14 protein-coding genes are annotated in these 12,878 nt (G+C 48.4%); 8 read left to right on the top strand and 6 right to left on the bottom strand.

What is annotated here, in order from left to right:
- The first annotated feature begins 269 nt into the window (after window positions 1-269).
- From Dvar_RS42850 to Dvar_RS42840, 3 genes are all read left to right on the top strand, one after another.
- Window positions 270-956 (top strand): response regulator transcription factor, encoded by a 687-nt coding sequence (locus Dvar_RS42850; RefSeq protein WP_419659588.1) that lies wholly within the window; start codon window positions 270-272, stop codon window positions 954-956.
- The gene (locus tag Dvar_RS42845) at window positions 937-2,226 is read left to right on the top strand and encodes a sensor histidine kinase (RefSeq protein ID WP_419659587.1); all 1,290 of its coding nucleotides are present in this window, start codon (window positions 937-939) and stop codon (window positions 2,224-2,226) included. The genes Dvar_RS42850 and Dvar_RS42845 overlap by 20 nt, the downstream gene beginning before the upstream one ends.
- 218 nt (window positions 2,227-2,444) lie before the next feature.
- Entirely contained in the window at window positions 2,445-2,588 is a 144-nt protein-coding gene (locus tag Dvar_RS42840) for a hypothetical protein (RefSeq protein ID WP_419659586.1), read from the top strand.
- Window positions 2,589-3,026: 438 nt separating this feature from the next.
- On the opposite strand, the gene Dvar_RS42835 is transcribed toward Dvar_RS42840, so the two are convergent.
- Window positions 3,027-3,539, bottom strand: a complete 513-nt coding sequence (locus Dvar_RS42835; RefSeq protein ID WP_419659585.1) for a hypothetical protein — start codon at window positions 3,537-3,539, stop codon at window positions 3,027-3,029.
- Between the two features lie 377 nt (window positions 3,540-3,916).
- Here Dvar_RS42835 and Dvar_RS42830 point away from each other — a divergent pair, with 377 nt between their 5' ends.
- From Dvar_RS42830 to Dvar_RS42820, 3 genes are all read left to right on the top strand, one after another.
- Window positions 3,917-4,432: a hypothetical protein gene (locus tag Dvar_RS42830; RefSeq protein ID WP_419659584.1), complete on the top strand. Its 516-nt coding sequence runs from the start codon at window positions 3,917-3,919 to the stop codon at window positions 4,430-4,432.
- 652 nt (window positions 4,433-5,084) lie between these two features.
- A complete protein-coding gene (locus tag Dvar_RS42825) occupies window positions 5,085-5,372 on the top strand; it encodes a hypothetical protein (RefSeq protein ID WP_419659583.1) in 288 nt (95 codons plus the stop codon).
- A gap of 32 nt (window positions 5,373-5,404) precedes the next feature.
- The gene (locus Dvar_RS42820) at window positions 5,405-5,767 is read left to right on the top strand and encodes a hypothetical protein (protein WP_419659582.1); all 363 of its coding nucleotides are present in this window, start codon (window positions 5,405-5,407) and stop codon (window positions 5,765-5,767) included.
- Here Dvar_RS42820 and Dvar_RS42815 read toward each other — a convergent pair.
- The 3 genes from Dvar_RS42815 to Dvar_RS42805 all read right to left on the bottom strand — a co-directional run bounded on the left by Dvar_RS42815 (window position 5,743) and on the right by Dvar_RS42805 (window position 8,461).
- On the bottom strand, window positions 5,743-7,824 hold the full coding sequence (locus tag Dvar_RS42815; RefSeq protein WP_419657332.1) for a recombinase family protein: 2,082 nt from the start codon (window positions 7,822-7,824) through the stop codon (window positions 5,743-5,745). The two genes, Dvar_RS42820 and Dvar_RS42815, sit on opposite strands and share 25 nt — an antisense overlap.
- Window positions 7,825-7,968: 144 nt before the next feature.
- Window positions 7,969-8,100, bottom strand: coding sequence for a hypothetical protein (locus Dvar_RS42810; RefSeq protein WP_419657331.1), 132 nt, complete (start codon window positions 8,098-8,100; stop codon window positions 7,969-7,971).
- 19 nt (window positions 8,101-8,119) lie between these two features.
- Entirely contained in the window at window positions 8,120-8,461 is a 342-nt protein-coding gene (locus Dvar_RS42805) for a DUF5372 family protein (protein ID WP_419657330.1), read from the bottom strand.
- On the opposite strand from Dvar_RS42805, the gene Dvar_RS42800 reads away from it, so the two are divergent.
- Window positions 8,401-8,628: a reverse transcriptase domain-containing protein gene (locus Dvar_RS42800; protein WP_419657329.1), complete on the top strand. Its 228-nt coding sequence runs from the start codon at window positions 8,401-8,403 to the stop codon at window positions 8,626-8,628. The genes Dvar_RS42805 and Dvar_RS42800 overlap by 61 nt on opposite strands.
- Before the next feature lie 22 nt (window positions 8,629-8,650).
- On the opposite strand, the gene Dvar_RS42795 is transcribed toward Dvar_RS42800, so the two are convergent.
- Together Dvar_RS42795 and Dvar_RS42790 are read right to left on the bottom strand one after the other, a co-directional pair.
- Complete coding sequence (locus Dvar_RS42795) at window positions 8,651-10,849, bottom strand: recombinase family protein (RefSeq protein ID WP_419656366.1); 2,199 nt, start codon at window positions 10,847-10,849, stop codon at window positions 8,651-8,653.
- The gene (locus Dvar_RS42790) at window positions 10,839-11,018 is read right to left on the bottom strand and encodes a hypothetical protein (protein WP_419656365.1); all 180 of its coding nucleotides are present in this window, start codon (window positions 11,016-11,018) and stop codon (window positions 10,839-10,841) included. Before Dvar_RS42790 ends, Dvar_RS42795 begins: the two co-directional genes overlap by 11 nt.
- Window positions 11,019-11,357: 339 nt before the next feature.
- Here Dvar_RS42790 and Dvar_RS42785 point away from each other — a divergent pair, with 339 nt between their 5' ends.
- Window positions 11,358-12,206, top strand: a complete 849-nt coding sequence (locus Dvar_RS42785; protein WP_419659581.1) for a reverse transcriptase domain-containing protein — start codon at window positions 11,358-11,360, stop codon at window positions 12,204-12,206.
- Window positions 12,207-12,878: the final 672 nt, after the last annotated feature.

Below are 12,878 nucleotides of genomic sequence, written 5' to 3'. Positions count from 1 at the left end.
TACCGGATTTTTTTTAGAAGTCACCAAGACAATCGTCGTGGGATGGGACTTCATCCGTGCCGACGCATCGCCAATGAGATCTGAACATGGAGATTATGGCTGGGGATTAACCCGGTGTTAACCCGTGCTGGGCTATGTGGGACTTCCGTTTGTCTAATTCACGCCATATAGGCTTATGGAAAAGGAGTGAATTTTTATTTTATTTTCAAACGGTTTCATTTAGGATCGTATGGCAACGTCAAATTATAGACACTCTGGGAGGTCGATTGATGTCTCTTTTCCTTCTTCTGGTTGAAGATAATTTTGATCTGGCGGAAACCATCGTTCAGTACCTGGAACTGGAGGGCATGACCTGTGATCACACGGCCAGCGGGGAAGCCGGTTTGAACCTGGCCCGTGAAAACGATTACGATGTCCTGCTTTTGGACATCATGCTTCCCAGGCTCAACGGCCTGGAAGTGTGTGAAGCCCTGCGACACGCCGGTAGGGACACGCCCATCCTGATGCTCACTGCCCGGGATACCCTGGATGACAAGTTGGCCGGGTTTACTTCGGGCACCGACGACTACCTGGTCAAGCCCTTTGACATGCCCGAACTGATTATGCGGGTCAAGGCCCTGGCCCGGCGGAAAAGTGGCCAGGCCAGAGTATTGAGTGCCTTGGACCTGACCATGAATCTGGATTCCAAGGAAGCTTTCCGAACCGGCCGGAAACTGAATCTGACCCCTACGGGGTGGATCCTCCTGGAAACCCTGGTTCGGGCTTATCCGTCCGTGGTGAGCCGGAACAAGTTGGTACAGGCCGTGTGGGGGGATGATTTCCCGGAAACCAACAGCCTGAAAGTCCATCTGCACAAGCTCCGCCGGCAGATCAACGGGAAATTCCAAGCCCCGGTCTTCCATACCGTCTCAAATCAGGGATATGTGCTGAGGGAAAATGATGAAAAAAACCCGTAAACTGCGCCGGCATATTACCCGCTCCCTGGGCCTGGCGGCGCTGGTCATGATCGGTGTTTATTCCATTTTGGTGGAGTACACCCTGATCAAGGGGATTGAGGAGGCAGCGTTTTTTGATCTTCGACTGCTGGCAAAAGATATTTCACTATCGTACCAGAAGGATCCTCACGCATCATTGCCCATGTATCCACGGGTCAAGGCCTATATTGGGGAAAAAGACCTGCCCGGCTGGTTTAAAAAAAGATTTTCACCGGCGGATCTGCCCGTCGGAACACTCGCTTTAGACGAGCCAACCGATGCGGAATATGGAAAGGGACAATGGGAGTACCATGTCATGCTGCCCAATGAGCTCCATGACGGAAAGCGGCTTTATATCATCCAGAGCTACACCGAAAAGGATGATCTTCCGGAGGCATTTATTTTTTCGGAGAATCTTGAGATCATCATCCTCGGCACCGGCATTTTCTTCATTGTTTTGCTTTTGGTTTGTGTCCGGCGCCTATTCCGCACGGTATCCTTCCCCCTTGAACGGTTGTGGGGATGGGCCGAAAAACTGGACCATGATAACCTGGCAGTGCCTCACCCGGATTTTAATTTTGAAGAGATCAACCAGTTGGCCGACCTAATCCAGAATGCAGTGGGGGACCTTCACCAGGCCCTGAACCGTGAACACCATTTCCTGCGCAATGCCAGCCACGAATTGCGGACGCCCATTGCCGTGATCCGTACCAACATGGACCTGCTTGAACGGCTTCAGACAAACTCCGGAGATAGAGAAAAAATCTCACACCAAAGAATCCGGCGGGCCGTGGATAACATGCACCGGCTAACGGAAACCCTGCTCTGGCTCAGCCGCAAGGAAGAAACCATGCCCCTTCCAGAGGCCATCCTAGTCAACGAACTGGTGGCGGACCTCGTCGAGGAAAATCGATATCTGATAGCCGGCAAGGATGTCGATCTGACTCTGGATCTGGAAACGGCCCAGGCAACCCTGCCGCGGACGGCCTTACGCATCGCTCTGGGAAATTTGGTTCGGAACGCCTTTCAGTACACCGGCCAGGGAAGGATCGCGATCAAGGTGACCCCAACGGCGGTAACCATCACCAATGCGTCATCCAACACCGAAGGATCGCGGCTGACTGCGGACGAATCCGGTTTCGGCCTCGGCCTGATGCTGGTTGAACAGATCTGCCATAAGTTGAATCTATCCTATGAGAGTATTTCGGTACCGGGGGGGCGCAAAACAAGATTATCCTTATCCCACGAATAGATGGAATCGAAATTGTTGAGCTGGTGGAGTTGCTTACGATGCATTCCTTCAATTGGTAAGATTCAGATCCGGATATAATTTTTCTACGCATTCCGGACAAATGCCATGGCTAAAGCTGGCATCGCTGTGACTGGAACATCCGGCTCTCCGACCTCGAAACCATCAACTTCTCACTTACCTGGGTGATCCTCGCGGCAGTTCTACTGGCGTCGATTATCGTGGTGGCAACATCGGCTTCAGCCAGCTTCGGTCAGGTGGTCTCCACCGTCATGTATGTCTTCGGATTCATGGAAAGCGTGATGACCTTTCCGCTTTACTATCAACAGGTGATCCGGCTGCAGGAGATTGCAGGGCGGCTATAAATCAAATAGATGTTACAAAGCACAATAAACAGATGGCTTGTGGTACCTGCTATTCCCTGCACTCAATTAAACCATAAAAAAAAGGCGGCCATATACAACATCTTGTGCCCGACCTTTTTTACTGATTATTGCAGGATAGTCGATTCTATCCCAAGCGTCATCAGTTCCTACACCGGTTATGATTCAAAATCTATCTTGTGAAGAAGGAAAAATAACGATTTGCGATTGAGAATTTTGGGTGTCATCATAATTTATGCCATCTATGGTTATCGTGGCAAACGATCCTAAAGCACTCTGGCCAAAGAATGCGAGAGGTTCCATCTTTCTTCCCTCACTGTTCCTGTCTATTTTAACCTACTTTAAAAAAAATGACTGGTAATGGGGCAATCAAGTGGTTGGGGAAGGGGCGATGGACAAGGATCCAACAGATTGTGGTCGTCAGGATCCTTCTGGATTTACGCCCTGGGTCAACCGATCGAATCGTTTTTTCTGTCTGTCCCGAAACTGTCCCAATTCATTCAACAGTGCTTCATCTTTGGATAATGTCCGTGAGAGGTTCAGAAAGCTGTCATCCAGCCTGGCCATCGATTCCTTGCCGATCGCAAGATAGGCGACTGCATCGCCTTGGGATTCCATCCGCATGCAAATGCCGTAAACATGGTAGTAGGCATCGCTGAAACGGATCAACTGCTCGGCGCCCGCCGGCCCGTAGGTTCGGCTCAACACATTCCACAAGGAACGCTCCGGATGATAGGCGGCTATGTTCCATTCGTAATCGGCAACGGTGGCGTACTTGATTTTGTATATTTCAGTAGACGCGTGGCCGTTTGTGTACTTTTGGCGGCTGTCGCTGTATTTCTGGAAGTCCCCGGGCATGTTGGTATCATAGGGTTCGAACAGATTGCACAGGGTTACCTTGCCGGAGAAAGTTGGGGACGGGCATGATTTCATGCGTTTCTATAGTCAGGATTCTAATATTTTTATAGATACATGAAAATACAAGTTTTTGATCGGTTCTGAGACGTTAGATTGTACGTATCTTGATTTTCTCATAAATCCCGCCAAGCCTTCCAAAGGGTGTCAATCACAACATTTGACAGGGATGGCCGACTCAAGATACTCTCAAAGCATTACACTTTACAACCAGAAAAGCCGCCTATCCATAAGCAATCGCTTGTATCGGCTATTACACCAGCATACGCCTGCATTCGACCTCAGGTTGTAATTCCCCTTTGGCGTATGAGAAAGAGCTTTACAAAAAAGCTGATTAATCCAATGTCAGTTATTACATGCCTGTTACATATGACCCTAAAAAGAACGGAGATTGTATGAAAGGTGTACAAAAATATAGTTGGGATGCTGTGAGTTCTTATTTGTTCGTTGTCTTTTTTATAATAGTGTTTGTTTTAACTGGTTGCGGCCCTAAATTACACCATGTCCATAACAAAGAAGGGGTTCCAATTGATCAACTGTCAACAATTAAGTGGAAAGACACAATTGCCTTACAAACTGTAGATAATGAAAGCCCTTTTAAAACAATTGGAGGGGGTGGAAAGGGTTATGGTAAACCTTATTATTATACATTGATGTTGCCAGCTGGATTACATACGCTTATGGTTTCTTATTCGTCACACGCTGGAAATTTCATACAAAGTTCACTTTATTTGACAATGAAGCCGTATAATTTTAAAGCAGGGGAGTGCTATTTACTTCATAACCAATATGAACAAACTCCTATAGATGACAGATCTACATGGATAATTTGGTCTGGGAAAGATTTTTCTCCCATTATTAGAAAAATGACACCTGAACAATGTGAACAAATTGACGATGCAACCTACTAAAAAACTACGAAGCCACCAAGACAACTCTGCTTCTACTCTTATGAATGAAGTACAGATGTCAGGTACATCCAACTTATTTCCAGCCGGTTCTTATTACAGATATATACAATACGATGATCCAAAATATTTCAAAGTACCGGTAGCGGTTACAATACCATATGGCCCAACACCGCCTGTAGGAATACGGTCTGTCTATCGCCACAAACTGACATTTTCGTAGATAGTTGGAAACACAAGTTTTTTAAGTGTTTTTAAGCGTGAGCTTGCCTGTACCTATCTGGAATTTCGATTTTTATACCAGGAAGAAAGATTAGAAGGAATAATCTGTATGTGGTGAACGTGGAGGTGAGGGACGACGGCCTGCGGAGCAGGTAAGGAGTTCCTCTCGACCGTTTTGTGTACGCCCGGCATGGGCGTGAACTAATGGGGTGCAAGTCCCCTATGTGTGAACCCGATCAGAGCCCCTCTGGCTCAGATCGAAACATTAGCCGACGGCAAGGGCAGCCTCGCGAGGAGCTGTCTGGAGGAAGCCCGAGTGCAAAACTGTGAGCCGACGAACAGAAACGTCATATAAGGCCGAGTCTCCGGGTAAGTTAGCACAACATAACGAAGCCCAGGGTTCAGGAGATACGGTAAATGGCGCGGTTGTGCAGTGACAGTTCACGTCCTTATCCGGGGAGATCTGACCGGCAGGTTGCCACAGACGGCATCCGAAACCATCCGTAGAAACGACCGGCCGGGCAACCGGTTGACCAAGTCCCAATGGCCCCGGGAATGCAGCCGCCCGATGCCATGCAAAGAAACAAAGGGCGCGATCAGGATGGGCTCCGGGTGCTTGTTCGTCGGCAACGCCCTGGCGGGTAACCGTTCGGGTGATCGGTCAGAAGTCAGCAGAGGCCATAGTAGCCCAACGCCCGGCGTAATGGTCGGGACATGGTGAAGGGCCGAACACCAAGCAGGGAAGGAGCCTCCATGAGTTCGCACAACACAACGAAACCGAACGGCGGAGTGCCTGTGCGGCGCGTCACGGAATCGCCCAACCCAGATGAACGCCTGCTCGAATGGATCTTGTCTCGCGCCAATATTTACCAAGCGTGGGATCAGGTCAGGGCCAACAACGGCGCCCCAGGTGTCGATCATATGGCCGTCGACCAGTTTGCCGCATTCGCTCGCGATAAGTGGCCAACGATCCGTCAATCCCTTTTGGCAGGTACATACCAACCCCTACCGGTTAAGCGCGTTCTGATTCCCAAATCATCGGGTGGTAAACGCCCCTTGGGCATCCCCACGGTGAACTCATACTGCACCTCCTACTGCTTCGTTTTGGAATGTTGATTGGATTGGTCTTGAATTTTAGTTGAATTTTTTACTAATTCGGTCAGCTCTTTTTCCTTTTGCGGGTCGATAGAGATCCAGTAAGGCGAACCATGGTTGAGCCTTCTGGCGGTTATAATTTTTCGTTCAATCCAGTGGTAAACGACATACCTACTGACTGTGAACCTATCCATCACTTGATTGACCGTTAGCTCATCAGCCCGTTTCAGTACAGGGCCTAAAATGCCGTGTTTATATCTGATCCACTTGATCATAGATATGGTAAAACGTTTGCTTTTAGCGCTCTTGAGCCCCTCTTCATTAAAAAGGTTGGCAATTTGTGCATCGGTGTAGTTTTGGGACAATTCTCTGACCCTGGCGATAATTTGATCCCCATAGCGAATTTGATCAGAATATTTCGCTGGTATTTCAACCGGGATATCTTCTATGGCTCCACCTTGCCAGCGAATATGCAGTACTATTTGTTTCGGCTCAGCCAGTTTCTCTACGGTGATATCTTTTATGATCAGGCGCAGAATACGTTTGCGATCCTTAGCGCTTGTGCTATGAGCTTTCCATAATTTTGGAAGGTTATGGGCTAGTTTTAAAATTTGGGCTTTTTGATTTTCTGTAGCAGATATCCTGTTTTTTTGTTTGTGTTCATCAAATTTGTGTCTGACTTCTTCGAACTTCAACAGTGCTTCGTTCCACCTTTTTTCCAGTGTTCCGGCCACCAGGCGATTGTCCGGGTCCACCGCTTCATAGCGCCTTTGTGCCAAATTGGCTTCATACTCGGCTCTTTCAATTTGCATGCGCCACTGGTTATCGACAGCTTCCTCTCTTCGTTCGATTTCTTCCAAGGCCTTAACTGCCGCTTCAATCTGTTTTGGTTTAATCACCTCAAGGACTCTGTTGATGACCGGCGTATCAATCAGATCACTGCGCAAGTGCATACATGACCCGGTCGAGAGCCCCTCTCGGCGTTTCCAGTTGCATTCGTAGGTGGGATAGATCCCGCCATTGCCTTTATAGCGCACCGTCAGTCGACGACCGCAACATCCGCAAAGTAAAAGTCCTTGGAGAAGAGCCAACCCTTCCCTGGCCGGGCCTTTTAAAATGGTCTCTTCTCCATTGGTGCGATTACTCTCAAGAATTTTTCGATTGTCTATATATTCTCTCCAAGTGATGTAACCTTCATGGTGGTCATTGATTAAAACGGTCCAGGACGACATGGGCATCCTTTTCGCTGTGGAACGAAAGGTCCCATCCGATCCGATCTCTTTAATGCTTTGATACCGGCCATGAACATAAGCCCCGGCATAGGTTGGATTTTTCAATACCCCAAGGACACGGTTTTCTGTCAAGCGGCCCCAGATCAACTTGCCTTTCCAAACACCGCCGTAAGATCGTTTGGGGAAATCCAGACCTTCTTTCGAGAACTTGTGAACCACACCGTAAGCGCTACCAGTCAAGCGAAAAGAATCAAACAAAAAGCGTAGCGCATGTTGAACTTGCATGTCGGGATCGAAAACGATTTTATCTTCATCATCGTAAACATAGCCTACTGGTAAAGGTCGCCTGAGTTCTCCTTTTTTAGCTTTGTTCAACTTCCCGCCTTGGAGGCGCACGCGAAGAAAATGTAACTCGGCTTGAGACATAGTTCCTTTGATGCCTAATAGCAATTGATCGTTGAAGTCCGACGGATTGTAACATCCATCTTCGTCTATGATCAATGTACTCGTGAAGGTGCAAAGCTCCAACAAGCGGTGCCAGTCTGTGCATGATCGGGACAGTCTGGACGCTTCCAGCGCAAAGACCGCACCGGCCTTGCTCATTGAGACCAAGGCGACCAAGCTCTGGAAATCCTTGCGCAGGGCTGCATGTGAACCCGATAGACCCAAGTCCCCATCCAGGATATGAATCATGTTCGCCGGCCATCCCAGTGCGATGGCTTTGTCCCTCAGGGCATACTGGCGCTCGGTGCTTTCCTGGTTGTGCCGGACCTGATTCATGCTTGATTGGCGCAGATAAATATAGGCTGGTTTCTGCAGATGAAATTTTTGAATCTTGCTGTTCATCTTCTACCTCCGCTGTCCAAAGTTGGACGTCATCACATTGCATTGCATTTTCGAGCATGTTAGCCAATAAAATGGCTAACTCTTGAATATCAAAGCAATCCATGGCCATCTAAAGGCTCCGTCAGAGGTATGGAGGGGGTCTGGCTAAAGTTTTTCCCGCCGCCTTATCAGCTCGCGGTTGATTTCGCAAAGCTCTTCCAGAATCGTTTTTATGTGGCGAAAATTTTCTATATATTCTAAAGCTTGCGCTTTGTAATCCAGGGGGATGTAATCCATTTTAAATTTCATTTGTCAATTATTTAATAGAGATATCAAGTTTTTTGAGGAAATCGTTCAGCGCCAAAAGGCCCCGGAAATCAAGTATCAAATTTTCTTGTTGATGATGATCAGGGCTGAAGCTACTATTCTGATCGGTCCATTCAATAGGGACGGCAAATGTTCCGTTAGCTGCCCCCTGCAGGATCAGGGTTTGACAGCCCGAAACGATTCTGGTTTTTAATATAGGAAATTGTTGATCGAGAAGAGGATGAAATGGATGTTTAATTTTAGCGCATCCCGAAGGCTCGCTGTTGTGAAGTGCTTTTACCTTTGACCGTGCCGAGTGTGCTGGACCGGGTGATCCAACAAGCCATTGCACAGGTATTAACGCCGATCTTCGATCCAGGCTTCTCCGATTACAGCTACGGGTTCCGGCCCGGCCGGTCCGCCCACGACGCTGTATATCAGGCCCGCGAATACATAAAAGCGGGGTGCCGATGGGTCGTGGACATGGACCTTGAAAAGTTTTTGGAGCCCTCGCCATAATGCCCCCCTTTTTATGAAAGGATTAAAAGAGACCTATCTGTTTGCTTAACACTTTAATATATAAGCCAATTTGTTTGCCGCGACGAACATGAACGGCTTTTAGCTCCCCGCGCTTTACATGTTGCAACACCGTTTGCCGTGAAACACCGAGAATGCTTTTGGCTTCCTTCATCGTCACGTATCCCTCGGGGGCTTTTTCGATAAAGCGAGACCGCAGATCATCAGTCATGCGAATTTGCCAGGGTGCTCCTGCTGTGATCTGTTCACCGGCGATGAAACCGTCAGCAAGCCAGCGATGGACTGTTGAAGCAGCAATGCCGAGTATTTCGGCCGCCTTTGTGATCGTTACCAATTTTCCATCGGTGGGAACCGTCGAAGCATCGAATCGGGGGATTTTCCAATACCGGCGTAAATTTCCGACCTTGTTTGCGGTGAACCGATCACCGCGAGCGGTCTTTCTACCTTGCCGATTGAGTATGCCGGTAATAACTGCATCAGGATAGTGCGCGGCAAGACGGCGCACAAGCTCGATAGTGTCTTGATCAGTCCGGAGAGGGGGAACGTTTTTATATTGCAAATTTACTTCGTGCTCACAGATATTGCCTGTTTTCCATCGCAGGATCAAATGAGCTTTGTTCTCTTTTCGTTTTAAAGAGATGTTTACTTCTTCAAGAAGAATATGAAGCAGCTCTTTTCTATCGCGATCAGTTGTCGTGGGTGCTTGCCAAACGCGTTTGAGATCCTTACCCAAACTAAGAATGCTGTTGCGCTGCTCAGGTGTTAATTTTCCAGGTCTTTGCTTTTGACGCCGCTCAAGTTCTCTCTCTGCATCTTTGAGATCGCTTAGAGATAATTCCCACTGTGTCTCTAATGTGCGAGCCACAAGACGATTTTCTGGCTCTACTGCATGATAGCGACGTTGTGCACGATCAGCCTCGTACCTGGTTCGTTCAACTTGCAGACGCCATTGTTCAAGAGCAGCGTCATAATCCGCTGCAATGTTTTTCTCGGCAAGCAACGCCGCTTTCATTGCGGCAGGAGTGATGGCCTCAAGGAAAGCATTGCCTACTGCTTCATCGATTTTGACACCACCGACACGCATACAATAACGAGCCCGACCTTCCATGGCTTGACTCGCAGCGCAATAATATCCGGGAGTAGAATACTTCCCTTGGTAGTAAACTCTGAGCCGACGACCGCATTTGCCACAGGTGGCGAGACCTTGCAGCAGCGCCGCACCTTCTCGAACAGCTCCTGTGGCTTGATGTTCAACAGGTCTGGTGTTTTTGGCAATTCGAGCCTGAATCATCTCGTAGGTCTCCCAGTCGATAAATCCTTTATGGTGATCCTGGATCAATACCGCCCATTGTTTTTGAGGCAAACGCTTGACTCGTTTTTTTACCTGCCCGAATTCATCCACGAAGGATTCTTGTTTTGTTTTACCATAAGCATAAACGCCTGCATAGACCGGATTCGTTAAGACCGAGTGAATGGCGTGGTAACTGGCCGCAACCCATGTTATCTCTGGCAAAGTGGTTGTTTGCAGTGGGAAATTCAGTTGGTTGGATTGGAACCAAAGCCATACTTGGCGGACTGACCCTATCTGAGCAAATTTTTCAAAAACAGTACGAATAGCTCCGGTGACTGCCTGGTCTGGATGCATTAGGACTTCACCATCCTGTTCACCCCAGATAAAACCGACTGGTAGCCCACGGCGCAATTCACCACGGGCTGCCTTATTGCGAATGCCTCCTTCGAGCCTGGCACGTATCACATGCAGTTCGGCCTCGGCCATGGTTCCTTTCAATCCAAGTAGCAGTCGATCATTGAAAAGCCCCGGATGGTACAAGCCGTCCTCATCACCAATCAGCGTGTCGGTGACACTACACAAATCAAGCAGTCGATACCAATCCGCGTTGTTGCGGGCTACCCTGGAGACCTCGATGGAAAGAATCAGTCCAACCTGGCCTAAGGCAACCTCTGCGGTCATTGTTGTAAATCCACTGCGCTGTATCGTACTGGATCCGGATTGAGCAAGATCGTCATCTATAACCGTTACCTGTTGCTTGGGCCAACCCAAACCAATGGCTCGGTCGACCAACTTATATTGTCGATCGGTAGACTCTCGGTTATATTCAACCTGAGCGGCTGTTGATTGACGTACATACACGTATGCGCATCGTTGCAAGTGGGTTGATGTTACTTTTCTGCTATCGCTCATGGCTTTCCTCCTGACTCTGATTTGCGTCTTGTGAAAGAACCATTTTGCAAATCAGGTTTGCCAGAGCGGCGATGACGTCTTTTTGAAGCTGATGTTCGAGGTTTCTCCAAATTTTCTGAGACTGAGGCGATTCTTTTGGGGTGGCCCAAAGTTGCATTTGTCTTGGCATGATTGCGGCCCTCCTTTGAAGCTTTTTTCGATTCTTGTTTTGAAGAATTGAGCTTACAAAGAAGAGCATCCACTATATTGCGTGTATGGAGCAAGTGGCTTGTAGTGGCAATCAAATTAGATGCCGGAAGGCGGATAGTCGCTGTGGAGTTGCCTTCATTCAGATCAGTCCAATCGGCCGGAATGAGCGATCGGCTCCCGTCTGGCAGAACCAGTGTCAAATTTAATTTTCCATCTCGGTGTGTCCATCCGAGAACTTGCAGGGATTGTCCTTGCAATGGGTGTCGGTTGCGTATTATTTCTACACTTTGAGGAAAACCGTCGAGGTGGGTAGTGTGTCGTGGTTTCCTTCGATACGGTCAACCACGACGTTCTCATGCACCGAGTGGCCCGGAAGGTCCGCGATAAACGTGTCCTGAAACTGATCGGCAAGTACCTGCGTGCCGGAGTGATGGAAAACGGGCGTCTCCAGCAAACCCCGGAAGGGGTGCCGCAAGGAGGACCGTTATCACCGCTTTTGGCCAACATTGTCCTTGACGATCTGGATAAGGAACTTGAACGCCGAAGTCATCGCTTTGTTCGTTACGCCGACGACTTTCTCATTTTCGTGGAAAGCCGGAGTGCCGCAGAACGAGTAATGGCCAGCATCAAGCGCTTTATCGAACGTAAGTTGAAACTCAAGGTCAACATGACCAAAAGCAAGGTTGCCCCCACCGATCAAGCTACTTTCCTTGGCTTCACTTTCAAAGGCAAGAAAATCCGCTGGTCGGACAAGTCGTTCAAAACGTTCAAGCACCGCCTACGGAAATTGACCGGCCGAAGTTGGTTCGTCTCCATGGAGTACCGACTCGAGAAGTTGGCGCAGTATCTCCGGGGCTGGATGAACTACTACGGCATATCGGAGTATTACCGTCCAATCCCGGAAATCGATCACTGGCTAAGAAGGCGGCTACGTATGTGTTTCTGGAAACAGTGGCGCTACGCCCGTACGAAAGTCAGCAATCTTCTCAAACTTGGAACCTACAAGAGAGTCGCGATCCTGACGGCGCTCAGTCGGAAAGGTCCCTGGCATCTATCCCGAACGTTGGCAACCCAAACCGGCATGACCAACCAATGGCTTAAGGATCAAGGTCTGCTATCTGTCAAAGAGCTGTGGGTGAACATCCACTACCCGACTACGGTCCGGTGAGCTTGGTGAAACGCCCAGTGCGGACCCGCATGCTGGGTGTTGTGGGGGCTGGGGGAGAAAAACCCCCGGCTACCCGATTGGCCTAACCCATTATTCACAGCAGTTATTATTTAGAAATTATCAAATTACAATGTTAAAGGGTCAGAATGATGATTGTTTAACACCATATTCAAGTAATAATTTTCTTCTTTCAGGATTTGTTAACCATGCTTCATAACCATGCTATAAATTGGAAAGACTAACGGAAGCTCGAATAGCCGCACATAAGATCCCGCAAACGGCAGTTCAAATCAAAGTGCAGATTATTCGGCAAATCACAAGCACTGGAAGCTCCCACGCCGTTACAGACAATACCCAATCCCCATCGGCAAGCAGTGGGGATACGATACAATAATCCCAACAATATGATTCAAAATTTGTCTTGTGAAGAAGGGAAAATAACGATTTGCGATTGAGAATTTTGGGTGATATCATAATTTTTGCCATCTATGGTTATCGTGGCAAGCGATCCTAAAGCACTCTGGCCAAAGAATGCGAGAGGTTCCATCTTTCTTCCCTCACTGTTCCTGTCTATTTTAACCTACTTTAAAAAAATGACTGGTAATGGGGCAATCAAGTGGTTGGGGAAGGGGCGATGGACCCGGTACGAGTTGTCTTGATTTCTATTGGGAA

Origin of the sequence: Desulfosarcina variabilis str. Montpellier, from assembly GCF_048565275.1 — a bacterium.
Taxonomy (GTDB): Bacteria; Desulfobacterota; Desulfobacteria; order Desulfobacterales; family Desulfosarcinaceae; genus Desulfosarcina; species Desulfosarcina variabilis.
Note: the sequence above shows the minus strand (reverse complement) of the source record. Positions and strands in the feature narration are given on the sequence as shown.